General features: G+C 36.5%; 13 protein-coding genes and 1 rRNA gene (1 of these 14 running past the window's edge). 11 read left to right on the plus strand and 3 right to left on the minus strand.

The window, feature by feature from the left end:
* The 10 genes from RBU59_RS18355 to RBU59_RS18400 all read left to right on the plus strand — a co-directional run.
* Positions 1 to 946: ribosomal RNA gene (locus tag RBU59_RS18355) — 23S ribosomal RNA — on the plus strand; it begins 1,972 nt to the left of the window's first position.
* Positions 947 to 1,642: 696 nt separating this feature from the next.
* Positions 1,643 to 2,416, plus strand: a complete 774-nt coding sequence (locus RBU59_RS18360; RefSeq protein WP_308143929.1) for a hypothetical protein — start codon at positions 1,643 to 1,645, stop codon at positions 2,414 to 2,416.
* Between the two features lie 37 nt (positions 2,417 to 2,453).
* Positions 2,454 to 3,140, plus strand: coding sequence for a hypothetical protein (locus RBU59_RS18365; protein ID WP_308143930.1), 687 nt, complete (start codon positions 2,454 to 2,456; stop codon positions 3,138 to 3,140).
* 649 nt (positions 3,141 to 3,789) lie between these two features.
* Positions 3,790 to 4,737, plus strand: coding sequence for a transporter substrate-binding domain-containing protein (locus RBU59_RS18370; RefSeq protein ID WP_308143931.1), 948 nt, complete (start codon positions 3,790 to 3,792; stop codon positions 4,735 to 4,737).
* 121 nt (positions 4,738 to 4,858) lie between these two features.
* Positions 4,859 to 5,599: an amino acid ABC transporter permease gene (locus RBU59_RS18375; protein WP_308143932.1), complete on the plus strand. Its 741-nt coding sequence runs from the start codon at positions 4,859 to 4,861 to the stop codon at positions 5,597 to 5,599.
* 12 nt (positions 5,600 to 5,611) lie between these two features.
* On the plus strand, positions 5,612 to 6,346 hold the full coding sequence (locus RBU59_RS18380; RefSeq protein WP_308143933.1) for an amino acid ABC transporter ATP-binding protein: 735 nt from the start codon (positions 5,612 to 5,614) through the stop codon (positions 6,344 to 6,346).
* Positions 6,347 to 6,367: 21 nt separating this feature from the next.
* Positions 6,368 to 6,928: a helix-turn-helix domain-containing protein gene (locus tag RBU59_RS18385; protein WP_308143934.1), complete on the plus strand. Its 561-nt coding sequence runs from the start codon at positions 6,368 to 6,370 to the stop codon at positions 6,926 to 6,928.
* A gap of 78 nt (positions 6,929 to 7,006) precedes the next feature.
* Positions 7,007 to 8,221 carry an aspartate aminotransferase family protein gene (locus RBU59_RS18390; RefSeq protein WP_308143935.1) on the plus strand — a complete coding sequence of 405 codons (1,215 nt, stop codon included), beginning with the start codon at positions 7,007 to 7,009 and terminating at the stop codon, positions 8,219 to 8,221.
* 88 nt (positions 8,222 to 8,309) lie between these two features.
* The gene (locus RBU59_RS18395; protein WP_308143936.1) at positions 8,310 to 8,945 is read left to right on the plus strand and encodes a cytidylate kinase-like family protein; all 636 of its coding nucleotides are present in this window, start codon (positions 8,310 to 8,312) and stop codon (positions 8,943 to 8,945) included.
* Positions 8,946 to 9,000: 55 nt separating this feature from the next.
* Positions 9,001 to 10,146: an iron-containing alcohol dehydrogenase gene (locus RBU59_RS18400; protein ID WP_308143937.1), complete on the plus strand. Its 1,146-nt coding sequence runs from the start codon at positions 9,001 to 9,003 to the stop codon at positions 10,144 to 10,146.
* Positions 10,147 to 10,425: 279 nt separating this feature from the next.
* Here RBU59_RS18400 and RBU59_RS18405 read toward each other — a convergent pair whose 3' ends face one another.
* The 3 genes from RBU59_RS18405 to RBU59_RS18415 form a co-directional block, all read right to left on the minus strand.
* Complete coding sequence (locus tag RBU59_RS18405) at positions 10,426 to 11,928, minus strand: MutS-related protein (protein ID WP_308143938.1); 1,503 nt, start codon at positions 11,926 to 11,928, stop codon at positions 10,426 to 10,428.
* Positions 11,921 to 13,552, minus strand: a complete 1,632-nt coding sequence (locus RBU59_RS18410; protein ID WP_308143939.1) for a MutS-related protein — start codon at positions 13,550 to 13,552, stop codon at positions 11,921 to 11,923. Before RBU59_RS18410 ends, RBU59_RS18405 begins: the two co-directional genes overlap by 8 nt.
* A gap of 255 nt (positions 13,553 to 13,807) precedes the next feature.
* Positions 13,808 to 14,257: a MerR family transcriptional regulator gene (locus tag RBU59_RS18415; protein WP_308143940.1), complete on the minus strand. Its 450-nt coding sequence runs from the start codon at positions 14,255 to 14,257 to the stop codon at positions 13,808 to 13,810.
* Between the two features lie 117 nt (positions 14,258 to 14,374).
* Here RBU59_RS18415 and RBU59_RS18420 point away from each other — a divergent pair, with 117 nt between their 5' ends.
* Entirely contained in the window at positions 14,375 to 14,557 is a 183-nt protein-coding gene (locus tag RBU59_RS18420) for a DUF2961 domain-containing protein (protein WP_330698557.1), read from the plus strand.
* Positions 14,558 to 14,861: the final 304 nt, after the last annotated feature.

The raw sequence follows: 14,861 nt of genomic DNA on the forward strand, positions 1-14,861 counted from the left end.
AAGTTCCGACCCGCACGAAAGGCGTAATGATTTGGGCACTGTCTCGACAATGCACCCGGTGAAATTGAAATACCAGTGAAGATGCTGGTTACCTGCGCCAGGACGGAAAGACCCCATGGAGCTTTACTCTAGCTTGATACTGGGATTCGGTATTGCATGCACAGGATAGGTGGGAGGCTTGGAAGCTACGACTCCGGTCGTGGTGGAGCCACTGTTGGGATACCACCCTTGCAGTATTGGATTTCTAACATGTGCCCGTGATCCGGGCAGTGGACAATGTCAGGTGGGGAGTTTGACTGGGGCGGTCGCCTCCGAAAGGGTATCGGAGGCGCTCAAAGGTCTTCTCAGAATGGTTGGAAACCATTCGCAGAGTGCAAAGGCATAAGAAGGCTTGACTGCGACACCGACGGGTGGAGCAGGTAGGAAACTAGGACTTAGTGATCCGGTGGTATAAAGTGGGATTGCCATCGCTCAACGGATAAAAGCTACCCTGGGGATAACAGGCTTATCACTCCCAAGAGTTCACATCGACGGAGTGGTTTGGCACCTCGATGTCGGCTCATCGCATCCTGGGGCTGTAGTAGGTCCCAAGGGTTGGGCTGTTCGCCCATTAAAGCGGTACGCGAGCTGGGTTCAGAACGTCGTGAGACAGTTCGGTCCCTATCCGGCGCGGGCGTAGGATATTTGAGAGGAGCTGACCTTAGTACGAGAGGACCGGGTTGGACTGACCTCTGGTGGATCGGTTGTACTACCAAGTGCATGGCCGAGTAGCCAAGTCGGGAAGGGATAAACGCTGAAGGCATCTAAGCGTGAAGCCCCCCTCAAGATAAGATATCCCATGCGAAAGCAGTAAGACCCCTTGAAGACGACAAGGTGGATAGGTTAGAGGTGGAAGTGCAGTAATGTATGGAGCTGACTAATACTAATAGGTCGAGGGCTTGACCAAAAGGTTGATGGTTAAATAGAGATGGATAGTGTGTAGTTTTGAAGATATAAGAAAGAAGGTTACCAGATATTTGGTAGCCTTTTTTTAGTTTATACAGCAGGATAACTTATATATAAACGGTCTAATTTCAACCATTGTTATTGCATATTGTATGAGAATTTTTTTACATGAAGTTCAGGTGATCTGTATTATGATGGATAAAGTTATTTATACGAAATTGTTTCAGTGAGAGTTTTAAACCCTTACTAAAATAGTAACGCAGTAACCTATGAGTTTAGCAAGTAGAAAACCGGATAGGAATATTCAATTTGTCTCTTATGGCGTTAAAAAATACAAGCAATTACTTAAATTATATGAGAAACTGATAGTATGGTAATAGAAGTTGTTGATAAGTGTTTAACAATTTCATATTATTTATCTGTATTCTTGTATTTTATTTTTTTTATACTATAATCTAAATTAAGTAAAAATATAACAATTAATGGAATGATAATTTATTTAGTTAACTTTTATTAATATTTATAATGCCTAGCATATCTAAAGATTATTTGGATTAGCTAGTGGCTTTATATACTATTTTTCAAAGGAGATGAATAAAATATGGCAGTAGATATTTATAATAATAGTAGTTAGTAGAGATTAAATAATTAAAATAACAGTGTTTAAATAATAATGTAGAAAAGGGAGTGAATTATAATGAGAAAAAAAGGTTATATAAAGAACTTAGTTATGTTGTTGTTTATTTTTTCATTATTAACTGCAACATTTTTTACTAAGACAATTGCCATTGCAGAAAGTAGTGATGATTCGGAGAAATGTATTTCTACTGTAACATATAATAGAATTACAGATTTAGATGAGCTTATCCGTTTAGCAATTACCCAAGCGAATGAAAAGTCAAATAACAGAAATTCGTTTAATATACGTGACGAAGAAAACATTCAAAATAATGGAATATTGGCGACGCAATTAATTAAAGAAAATACTTATTCTGATGGAAGTATAGAAAAAGAATATGTTATTGACAATATGGCATTAGAAAATACTGTTACCGGTGATGTAATTACTTATGTAGATTCGAGTTTATACAAAAGTCTTTCTCAATATAATGTAGTTGCTGTTCAGACAGTATATTATACATTAAAATATTACGAAAGCGGTGTTCCGGGACTTTATAATGACATATTGGTTCGGGCTAAAAAAGAACAGTCATATGTAAATTATAGTACAACACCAGTTGCATATATAAAACATGGTATAATAGCATCACTTATGGGTTATCCATTTATGGATACTACAGTCACAAACGGAACTCCGGGCAACGGTAAAAAATATACAACAAGTGCAAAAAATAGTTCTTACTATAAAGATGATAGCACAGGTAATTATTGTACCTCTCTTTATGTAAGAACTGGAGATAATGATTCCTTTGAATTAACAGTAGACCTGTTAGAAGTACTTGATGGTTGATTATTAATTATAGATTTTAAATATATGAGGCAATAACGTGAAAAAAGCTTTTAAAGTAGTATGCATTTATTTTATATTAATTTGTCTTACAACTGGCTGCGAAAAAATTGATGACGGAAATTCGTATAAGGCTTATGGATTTCAACCACCGATTGAAAAATTATATTGGGGTATGTCCCTTGATGAAATTGAAGAAGTCTTATCCATTCAAGAGGGAGTTGACGGAGTTGTTTACAAGTACGAAAAACCCGTAACAACAATTATATTAGCAGATAAGATTAAAAAATTCGGTTATGATGCTACCGTTTACCTGGAAGTAAATGACGCAGTAGAAGCTGATTGGTTTCCCTTTAAAACGAGTTATCTTAATTATGTAAAACTCATTTATTCAGATATAGATGGGAAAAAGTTAAAGGATAATATGATAAAAGAATTTGATGCTTCTGGTACAGACTGGGTAGACTTATTAAAAAATAATTGTACCAAATGGGAGAGTAAGGAAAAAATCAGTGACTTGAAACCGGATGTATTAAGTAAACTTAAAGAATACTGGAGTGCCATCGATAAGCACTCGGAAACTGCTGTATCCTCTATATCTAAAACAGATGATGAGCGGATTAATATCGTATCTTTAACTTTGAACAATTCCGGAGCTGCTTTAGTGTCATATAAAGGAGATACGGCTGTAATCATTAATAAAGCCTGTTTAAATAGTTCAAGATGAGATACAAAATTTCTAATTCGTTAAAGAATTAAACTAAATGCATTAAAGGGAGAAGAGTGATTTATAACATTTATTTAGATAAATTAATTGAGTGAGACATACTTCCAGGGTTATAGCAATATAGCTTTAAGCAGCCCTAATTAAAGGATTGAGTGTAATAAACGAACACTCAATCCTTTTTGATTATTAAGATATAAGGAGCAGAAAAATATTTTACAAACAATATACAAACAATATTGTGCAATATGTTGATACAAATATACAAACTATCTTAGAAAAGACTTAGTATGTAAAAATATTTTGTACAAAATATTGTTTGAATGTATATTGACAAACGATTATCGGACGATTATAATATTTTAATATTAACAAAGGTGTTGGGCAAAACCAACACCTTTTTTGATTTTCGCGAAAGCATTTGTTCTAATTCCATCGCGGTCGCGAGCGGCAAGAAGCTGGCGCAGGTTTCTTCTGGTTACCAAGCACAGTAAGGGAGGCTTATACTGCAGAATAAGTCCTCAAAGGTCACACTAACGCCCTTGTTTTTTGGGCATAGGCCCTGAAGAATAGCGTCTTTTGCTATTCTTGCAATGGCTCGCATATTCTTGGCGAGACTATTCACAGTATAATTCTTTGAGGAGGTTTTATTATGAAACGTAAAATGATTAGCTTAATGTTATGCTTTACAGTAATGTTTTCACTATTAACAGGATGTGGGTCTAAAACAAATTCTAAGGGTGTTGATGCAACAAATGTATCTTCAAATGCTGAAACGACTGGTGTGGATACACAAAGCGGAGATACAGGGAATAGCGATACAGGGAGTGGTGATAAGAAAGTTTTAAGAGTCGGCATGGAATGTGCATATGCTCCTTTTAACTGGACACAGTCAGAACCCAGTTTACCCAATGGAGATAAAGCAATACCAATATACGGTACCAGTGATTATGCTTACGGTTATGATGTCATGGTAGCAAAAAAGCTTGCGGATCAGATGGGTATGGAATTGGAAATACATAAGATAGACTGGTCAAGTATTGTATTAGGAATGAATTCCGGTGATTATGATGCAATTATAGCAGGCATGGGTTACACGGAAGAAAGAGAACAAAGTGTTGATTTTACGGATCCTTATTATATCAGAAACAATGTTGTAATTGTAAAAAAAGACGGTCCGTTGACTAATGCCAAGACATTAGCAGACTTTAAGGGAACTTCCTCAACAACCCAGATCGGAACAATATGGGAACAATATGTACCGCAAATACCGGATGTAAAGCAATTAACCTATTATGAAACGACATCCGAGGTAGTTATGGCTGTTGCAACAGGTACCGCAGACTGTGCGGTTCTGGATGAACCTACAGCAATGTCGGCAACGATGTCTAATCCGGACCTTACTTATATTAGATTTGAAGAACCAAATGGTTTTACCGTACCGGAAGGCCAGTCATTAAATGTATGTATCGCCGTAAAAGAAGGAGACAGTGAATTACAGAAAAAGCTGGATGATGCTTTGGATGCAATTGGTTGGGATGAACATAGCATGAATGCATTAATGGATATCGCAGCAACCTTACAACCTTTAAGTAACTAATTTAGGATAATAAATAATAAAAAAATATGACGCATGGGAGCGTAACAGATCCTATGCGTCTCCTTTTTTATATAAAATAAACCGCTGGATAAACCGGTGGTCAATGTTAAGGAGAATGAGTATGGAAAAGAGTATTTTTGAATGGATTATATTTTTATTACAGAAATATGGAATATACTTCTGGAAGGGGACCGTGATAACTTTAGAAACCTCCATACTTGGAACTTTATTTGGGTTTTTATTAGGTTTCCTGCTTGGCATCATTCAATCGACACCGGTTCATCCAGAGGATGGCAGGCTCAAAAAAATATATTACAAAGGAATGAAAGCAATCTGCAACATATTTATCCATGTTTTCAGAGGGACACCCATGATGGTTCAGGCAATGGTTATTTATTACGGATTGAAACAATACGGGGTAGATATATCATCTTTTACTGCGGCTGTACTTGTTATTTTACTTAATACCGGTGCATATATGGCAGAAACGGTGCGGGGAGGTATTATTTCCATTGATAACGGACAGTTTGAAGGTGGAAAGGCACTTGGAATGTCTCATTTTACTATTATGTTTTCTGTTGTTTTACCACAGGCCTTCCGCAATATTATTCCAGAGATGGGTAATCTGTTCATTACAAACTTAAAAATGACTTCCGTACTGAATGTTATCGGAATAGCTGAACTTTATTTTGCTACAAAAACAGCTGCGAATACCTATTACCGTTATTTTGAAGCTTTCTTAATTACAGGAGCAATCTACTTCATTTTATGTGCGGCATTTACAAAATTATTAAACTTATTGGAAAAGAAGCTGGAAGATAAGAAAGATTATGAATTAGCAACAGAATATTTAACGGACTAGGAGGAAAAACATATGACGATTATTAATGTGGAACATTTAAGTAAATCCTTTGGTACCCATGAAGTTTTAAAGGATATAGATTTCAATATAGAAAAAGGAGAAGTCGTATGTATTATAGGGTCTTCAGGTTCCGGTAAATCGACACTGCTGCGATGTTTGAATCTTCTCGAAAACAAGACCAGCGGAAAAATATTTTATGGAGATTCTGAAATCGGAGGTTCCCAGAAGAAAATTAACGATTACCGTTCAAAAGTAGGAATGGTGTTTCAGTCATTTAATTTATTCAATAATATGACCGTACTAGAGAACTGCATGGCAGGATGCAGAAAAGTTTTAAAAAAAAATAAAGAACAGGCACACGCTATTTCGATAAAATATTTAAAAAAGGTAGGAATGGCGGCGTATATCAATGCAAAACCTGCCCAGTTATCCGGCGGGCAGAAACAGAGAGTTGCAATCGCCAGGGCATTGACCATGGAGCCGGAGGTACTGCTTTTTGACGAACCAACCAGCGCACTGGATCCGGAAATGGTAGGAGAAGTTTTAACCGTAATTAAGGAATTAGCGAAAGATGGGTTAACCATGATTATCGTAACTCATGAGATGGCATTTGCCAGAGATGTATCTACCAGAACAATATTTATGGATCAGGGTGTAATTGCAGAATGCGACGTACCCGAGAGATTATTTACGGCACCGGCTAATCCAAGAACGAAAGAGTTCTTAACCCGTTTTATGAATGGGTGAGAAAGGCTTTTCAGCTAAGGAGTGAACAGATTGGATTATATCAATAAAAATATAGCAATTAACTTAAAGAAAATGAGAATTGCAAAAAACCTGAGCCTGGAAGGAACAGCCGAACAAACCGGTGTGAGTAAAAGTATGCTGGCACAGATTGAACGGGGAGAGGCAAACCCATCCATTGGATGCCTGGGTAAGATTGTAAGCGGACTTAGGGTTGAGCTGTCGGAGCTGATTGAAACACCCAGACAGGAGACCTATTATATATCAAAGGATGAAATCGTACCGACCAAAGAAGTAGAGGGGCAATACAGTATTTTTACCTACTTTCCGTATGAAAAGGATAAACCATTTGAGATTTATGGTATGGATATCTACCGGAATGGCACCTACTACAGCGGATCTCATGGTGAAAATACGGTGGAGTATATCACCGTTGCAACAGGAATTTTAACTCTGAGGGTACGGGAAAAGAAATATATAATTCGACCGGGTGATGCATTTCGTTTTGATTCAGATATTGAACATTGGTATCGTAATGATGGAGCTGATACGGTTAGGCTTACCTCGATATTTTGTTTTAAATAATATAGTATATTAAATTATGATTCAAATTGATTTAATAAAGAAGTAATTATTCAATTAATTAGAAAGAAGGCATATGAAATGAAATTAAAAGACACAGGATTAACGAAAGAAGAACTGAAAGCAAAAGCAAAAAAATATATTATCGAGACTTATGAAAGGTTTGACTTTGTGGCTGAAACCGCAAAAGATATGTATCAATATGATGAAACAGGTACGGGATATCTGGATTTCTATGCGGGAATTGCTGTAAACAGCGCCGGTAACTGCAATGAAAAAGTGGTTGCTGCTGTGAAAGATCAGGTTGCGGATATTATTCATACTTTTAATTATCCCTATACCATACCGCAGGTATTACTAGCTGAAAAAATCTGCAATGCGATCCATATGGATAAAATCTTTTTTCAAAATTCCGGAACCGAAGCGAATGAAGCAATGATAAAAATGGCTAGAAAATATGGCGTTGACCTATTTGGCCCTGAGAAATATCAGATTATAACTGCTAAAATGTCCTTTCATGGAAGAACGTTTGGTTCCATGAGTGCTACGGGACAGCCTATGAATGCCTGCCAGATTGGTTTTGGCGATATGACACCTGGTTTTGTCTACGCTGATTTCAATGACTTAAAATCCTTTGAAGATGCGGTAACAGACAATACAATTGCAATTATGGTAGAACCGGTGCAGGGTGAGGGCGGTGTCATTCCGGCAACGACAGAATTTATGACAGGACTTCGTAAATTATGTGATGAAAAAGGCTTATTGTTACTGCTGGATGAGGTACAGACCGGATGGTGCAGAACCGGTGCAGTGATGTCTTTTATGAATTATGGAATCAAACCGGATATAATATCCATGGCAAAGGCGATGGGCGGAGGAATGCCAATCGGTGCTATTTGCGCGAGAAATGAGGTAGCGAGAGTATTTACACCGGGTTCTCATGGAACGACATATGGCGGACATCCCGTATCCTGTGCGGCTTCCTTGGCCCAGGTCACGGAACTACTTGATAGGGACCTTGCTGGGAAAGCGAAAAAAATTGGAAATTATTTTATGAATAAATTAAATACCTTGCCGCATGTAAAAGAAGTCAGAGGACAGGGGCTGTTAGTTGGTGTGGAATTCGATGATCAGATTAAAGGAATTGATGTGAAGCATGGCTGTTTTGACCGGAAGCTGCTTATTACCTCAATAGGTGCACACACAATCCGTATGGTTCCGCCTTTGATCCTGACAGAGGAAGACTGCGATAAAGCATATGAAATTATTAAGGAAACCGTGGAAAGCCTTATATAAAAAATGGATTTAAGAATTAAAGTCGTCTCAAGATGGTTTCTTTCATTATATTTTATGCCGCTAGGGTCGGCGGAATGAGAGGTTACATATGGATAATTACGTAATAACAGTAGCTAGAGGTTTTGGAAGTGGAGGGAAAGAGATTGCTTCCAGATTGGCGGAGGAATTAGGTATTGCCTGTTACGAAAACAGAATATTAACACTTGCATCACAGCTAAGCGGACTGGATGAGGACTTATTTAACGAAGTTAATGAAAAAATTAGGGGGAAAAAGTTTTCCGGATTATTAAGAGGGCTGCCAAGGTCCTTGAAACCAAATCCGGTAGATGTAGATTTTGTATCGGATGAAAGACTGTTCGAATTCCAGAAACAGATTATTTTAAATCTGGCCAGTCAAGAATCCTGCGTAATTGTAGGTAAATGTGCCGATTGGATTCTAAAAGAGCATTCCAATGTAATCAGTATTTATATCGAGGCACCCAGGGATTTTTGCGTTCAGAAAGTTATGAGTAAAATGAATGTAAATGAAGAAACAGCACATACATCCATTACGAAAACAGACCAATACAGAGCAGCCTATTATGAACATTACACCGGAGGAAATTATTGGACAAATCCGGTTAATTATGATCTTACCTTAAATAGTAAGCGGGTTGGAATCGATAATTGCGTGATACTGATTAAAGAATACTTAAAAATTAAGTTCCCTGATTTTTTATGGTAACAAAAAAAGCAGTCAGAGGATTGAAAATTGACAAAAGGATGAATGGAGTTGGATTATGTTTGAATTTATGTTTTCAATACCACAGAATATTATTTTTGGTAAGTCAAGCTTAAAAAAATTACCTTCTATATTAGATAATCTGCCATCCGGTAAGATAATGATACTATCCGGCAGGAGGTTAGAAGCAATCGGAACAGTCAAAAAAGTAACAGATATATTGGATGAGGCAGGAATAGAGCATGTCGAATTCCTTGATATTGAAGCAAATCCTTCCGTTGAAACGGTAAATGCCGCGACAGAAGCTTATTTAAATAATAATACTGCAGGAATTATAGCTTTAGGCGGGGGAAGCCCTATGGATGTGGCAAAAGCGGTTGGAGTACTTGCAGTATATGGCGGTGATATAACACAATATGAGGGCGGAGGTAAAGTTCCCGGTAAAATTGCTCCAATTATAGCAATTCCCACTACTGCCGGTACTGGAAGTGAGGTTACGGCTTTTTCAGTTATCACGGATAAGTCCAGAAATTATAAATTGACTGTATTCAGTAATGAGTTGATACCGGCTTATGCGCTGCTGGACCCTGAGTTAATAATGTCTCTTCCTGCCGATGTTGCGGCTGCGACAGGCATAGATGCTCTGGTTCATGGTATAGAGAGCTACCTGTCAAAAGCAGCTTCTCCTTTTACCGAAGCCATGGCTGAATATGCTATAAAATCGATTGGAAGAAATATACGGCGGTTTGTTGCAGACCGCAGTGATGAAGAAGCTGCAAGCTCGATGCTGCTTGGAAGTACATTTGCAGGAATAGCTTTTAACTGGGCAAGGCTTGGCGATGTCCACGCAATGGCTCATCCGTTAGGAGGTTATTTTGATATTCCTCATGGCATTGCCAATGCAATATTACTGCCGGTTGTTCTTGAGTATAATGCCCTTGCGGATAACGGAAAATATGAAGTAATCTACCATTTATTAAAAACCGGGAAAGATAAAATATATCAGGGTACCAATTCACTGGTGGAAGAAGTGAAAAAACTGTTACATGAGCTCCAGATACCAGAAAAACTTAGCGCTGTCGGTGTCATGGAGGATAAAATTAAGGATATGGCAAAAGATGCTATGAAAAGCGGTAATATAACCGTAAACCCGAGAAAAACTGAGATTAAGGATATTGAAATGTTATATAGGAAAGCGCTGTAGTAATATTGCAGTATACGATTTTTAAGTGCAGGAGGTTAAGAAGAGCTTGTTTAGGTGTAAAAACCTGAATCAAGCTTTTTTTATTTACAAGTTCTCTAGTAAATAAAAAGCTCCACCGGGCAGGATGCACACCTCGCGGAGTGAAAGTATCCTGTTACAGGGTCCGCGAGGGCGCGAAAGTGTCAGCATGCTGACACTTTATTCTGTTTTAGTTTTAAGTGCTTACGCTAGTAGAATATGTTATATCAATTCTATTAGGGGAAAGATTAACCGATAGAATCAATCTAAGATCTCATGATATAAGTCCAGAGCATAACTGGATTTTACCGGTTCGCCGGTATCTATTTCAAAGCTTCTGCTTCCGTCATTATTTCTTTTAGCACGAAAGAAGATACAGTCTTCTGGTGCTTCTGTATATAGTTTATGGGCATATTCATATAGATGCGTAACAAAGAGGGTGAAAAGGCCGCAGCTGCGAAACGCTGCAGTGATCTGCTCTGCCAGATAACCGGCGTCATATTCGGTTGTGGTTGAAAAAGTCTCATTCATAAGTAACAGACTGTCTTTGTTCATAGTAGGGATTAAATCATGAAGTCTGTGTAATTCCTGCTCCAACAGGCCGGTTTTAAGGTCTCTGTCTTCTTCATCGGGAAAGTGGGTGAAGATTCCATTGTATATAAAACAGGAAAAAGAAGCAGCTGTTACAAATAAACCGCATTGCGCCATAAGCTGTGCCAGTCCTATACTTCGTAAGAAAGTGGTCTTACCCCCTTGATTAGCTCCGGTTATAATACATAGGTTTTTCCTGTAAAACGAAACAGAATTTCCTACAACGGGAACTTCTTTTTTTAAGATCAATCCGATATCTTTCAAGCTGGAAAATTCATATCCCTTTGTACTAATAAAATCCGGGAAACATACATCCTCTCCCTCCTTTGTTATCTTGTGAAAAAGACTTACTGCACCCGCGTAGAAACCAAACATTTCCCGAACTGATTCAAAAAAAGTACGTACCTCATTATTAAAATCACTCAGTGTTTTTAGAATCCACACGAAACAGGAATTAATAATTTCCTCGCTGTTATTAATTAATGTTTGATTATCAAGCAGTATGACAGCATCTGCTTTGTTAGAATATTTAGGCTTAGTTTTGGTTGTGTTTTTTTCTGAAGGCGAAATGGTATGCAGTAGTACTTCCCTTAATTTCAGACCAAACCCTGGATGGCCGCCGATTTCTATTTCAGAATGGAATTTCAAATCCTGTAGTTCATTTAATAATTCATTAGATTTTTGAAGAAAGTCCTTGGAATAGTTTTTTAATGTCATCGTAATAAACTCGTTTAAATGAGAGGAGGAAAATGAACTTTTGTTATCAGTTATTAAAGTATTAATAAGGCCCAGGTAGCGGAGATTTATGACTGTAATATCACTTTGGGTAATTAGCTTTTTAGAGACCGGTATCATATTATCATATCTGGGGTGGGATGATTCACTGGATATGTTTATTTTATTGATTGCTTCTGTGGATAAAAGATAAACAGAATTAAAAAATTGTTGATAATGTATTGCTTCTTTCAGAATTTCCTGCCGTTTTATAATTTCCTCTTTTCTCACGGAGGGATTTAAAAATAGTTTTCTAAAAAGCATTCTGATATAAGGATCCTCCTCTGCAATGGTATCCAGTACCAAGTCTAACTTTAAATCACGGATAAACTTACCTTGGGCAGAGCTGGGGTTGGAAGCAGTAATAGTCTGATCATAATATAAAAGGTTATTATTCATGTACCAGTTCCTCCTTAATCTGTTTATAGGTCAAATGATATCGGTTGGCAATATCAGATGCATAAGCAGTGGGTTCGGCAGCTTTAGGTATTATCTGGTAGGTTCGTCTGTTTTTTTCATTGTTACCCGTCTTTGTGCCTAAGCTGAGCATTTCCTTACAGGAGGCTGCGAGGCTGGGAATATGGGTAACGCAGATAATAGAAGAGTTATTTTCGATTAATCTTTGGATTAACAGTTTATTCATATCATATGCATCCAGAGTGGTAGTCGAAGAAAATAATTCATTCAGAATATAGAGATTATCCTGGTTATTTGCATAGGAAAGCATTTCTTTTATTTGTAACAACTCTTCTTTTAATTTTCCATTACCGGTCAAAGCGGTTTCTTCCGTTGAAAAGTGAGTGAATATCCCACTAAATAGAGGGAGTCTGGCAAAGTGACCGGGAACCGGTAATCCTATTAACATGAAATAAGCAATCTGTCCGATACATCGTGCGAAGGTTGTTTTACCGCCCTGGTTGGAACCTGTAATCCAAACACCGGAAAAGATTTCGTCCAATAATATATTGTTTGATATAATGTCCGAACTTATTTTGGACTTGTAAGCCAGTACAAGGTCATAAAATCCCTGTAGTTCAAGCTTTCGGTTAGTTACAATCTCCGGATAACAGAAAGTAAACTGTTTGGATTTTAAAGTATAGATGTAAGTATGGCAGGAAATATAAAATTTAAGTTCACGGTATATTCTGACTATCAGCGGGTCAATAAAATCAGAATGTTTTGTGGTGAACTCGGAACAATCTGTAAAAACCCCCTTTTCTTTTTTATATAAAACATCTGCAATCTTTAGTTCCAAATCCGTTAAGGTGACCTGCCGGAAAAATATAATATTATTCTGATAATTTTGATTGGGGAAAAATACATTCTTTAATTTCTCACTGAAATCATTATCTTCATTTTTAAAATAAAGCAATATTTTATCCGGCAATATGGTTAAATTATAGTGTATAGATTCTATTTTATCTTTTAAAGTAATACTTATATTACTTAAATTAAGAAAAGTATCGCTTATGGTATATTCCTTAAGCAGGGTAAGCATGTTATTCAATCCGGCTGAATCAATTTTTTGTGAAGTCTCTATAAGCAAACAGCGGATACTATTATAATACAGATTCATGGCATCCAGCCTGTATTTACAGGATTGAAGGGGATGATTAGCTCTTTCGGAATAATCAATAAATTGCTTTACTTGGCTTAGTGAACCATAAAATTTTAGAATGGATTGATAGATATCAGGTTTCTCCAGATCTCTGAAAATGTCCTGTCGGTAAGTTATTTCTTCTTTCGTCTGTAATAATTCATAAAATGTCTCTTTTAACATGGTATCGGTATCTTCTAATATTATCTTTTCTATTACCTGATCCAGATTTAAATCTTTAAAAAAAGCAGGAAATCTGCAGGCATCCTTATTTGGGTCATTTTTTATTTCAACCATTTTACTGCCCACCAGTTCAAAGTTTCGCTGTTTATCTGGTAAGGCCTTAAGTAACCACTGCTTTTTTGCTGTTGTCTTAATACGGTCTTCACTTAATTTTGTCTCATACAATAAACTAAAATACGCCATAATATTACCTCCTTAAAAGGAGTGTAAACTATGACGCAGGTGTAAAGTCAATATATAAAATTAAGCAAATAAAATTTTACAAAATGAATCATTTAAAATGAATCATTTAAAACGAATCATATAAAAAGGATCATTTAAACGAATCATATAAAATTATTTCTACAAACGATATATGTAAAATAATGGTTAATATTTTACTAAATAGAATTTTGAAATAACAATAATTCCTGTTTGCCCATAACGGAGTCGAACAGGTTATAACCATAAAATCTGTGATAAATATTGTTCCAGCTTTTCGTTTTCTAAACAAATCAATTTAGAAAGGCGTAAGGCTTCCTGCTCCTCATTTGTTTTATTCGAGCTATCACTATTTAAGTTAAGTAAAATGGAGTCTATTATTTCATTATTGAAATTGGTTATATCAATTATTTTTTGATTTTCATTTTTTCTTTCCAACAATTTCTTTGCAATGATTTCTTTAGAATATCCGCTTAATGTTATTTCTTTTATATCTTTTAAAGGCAAACCGACCTTTTTAAAACTAAGTATAGTGTTAAGTTCAAGCATCTGTTCGGTATCATAATAACGATATCCGTTTGTTTCATCTGTTTTAGCGGGGCAAAACAGCCCTATTTTGTCATATAAGTGCAGTGCTCTGGTTGAGATTCCACTGAATTCGGCAAATTCATGTATTTTTAATAACATAATAGTGCTCCTTTAAAGATAGTATTAGTTAGTCAATTATACAAAGCAATACTTTTTATCAGAAGTATGAAAACCAAGTTCTGATAAGTATGTAAATTACTTCTGATAAGTTATATTATATCCGATCCCATTCGTTTTAACAAGGATATAAAGGTGACGATACAGGCTTTGGGCTGGCGGGAAAACGGCAGATATCTTCCTTTACAGGAGGATATTTCTTCTACTGCATTCTGGTATCAGACCTTGCCTTCCATAAAATTTCCTGAACTTCCGGATAAAGACTATCTGGAGATTATATAACATATCAAAGGAGTTAATTTATATAAACTTAACTCGGATTTGACCAGCAACACAGGTTACGATTACATGATCCAGAAATTCTATTATTATACCAACAATATTGACAGAAACTTAAGTGTATGCTACTATAATGTATGCTTATTATAAAAACCGTATAATTATTCAGTTAGTTATACAGGAAACAAAGGGTTCGTAGTGTAAATCGTTTCGCCAAGAACATGCGAGACATTGGAAGAATAACAAAAGACATGCGGGCCATTAAAAAAATAATAATTGAAAGGAATGCCACAAATTGATTCTTTCA

The sequence above is a fragment of the Anaerocolumna sp. MB42-C2 genome, assembly GCF_030913705.1.
Lineage (GTDB): Bacteria > Bacillota > Clostridia > Lachnospirales > Lachnospiraceae > Anaerocolumna.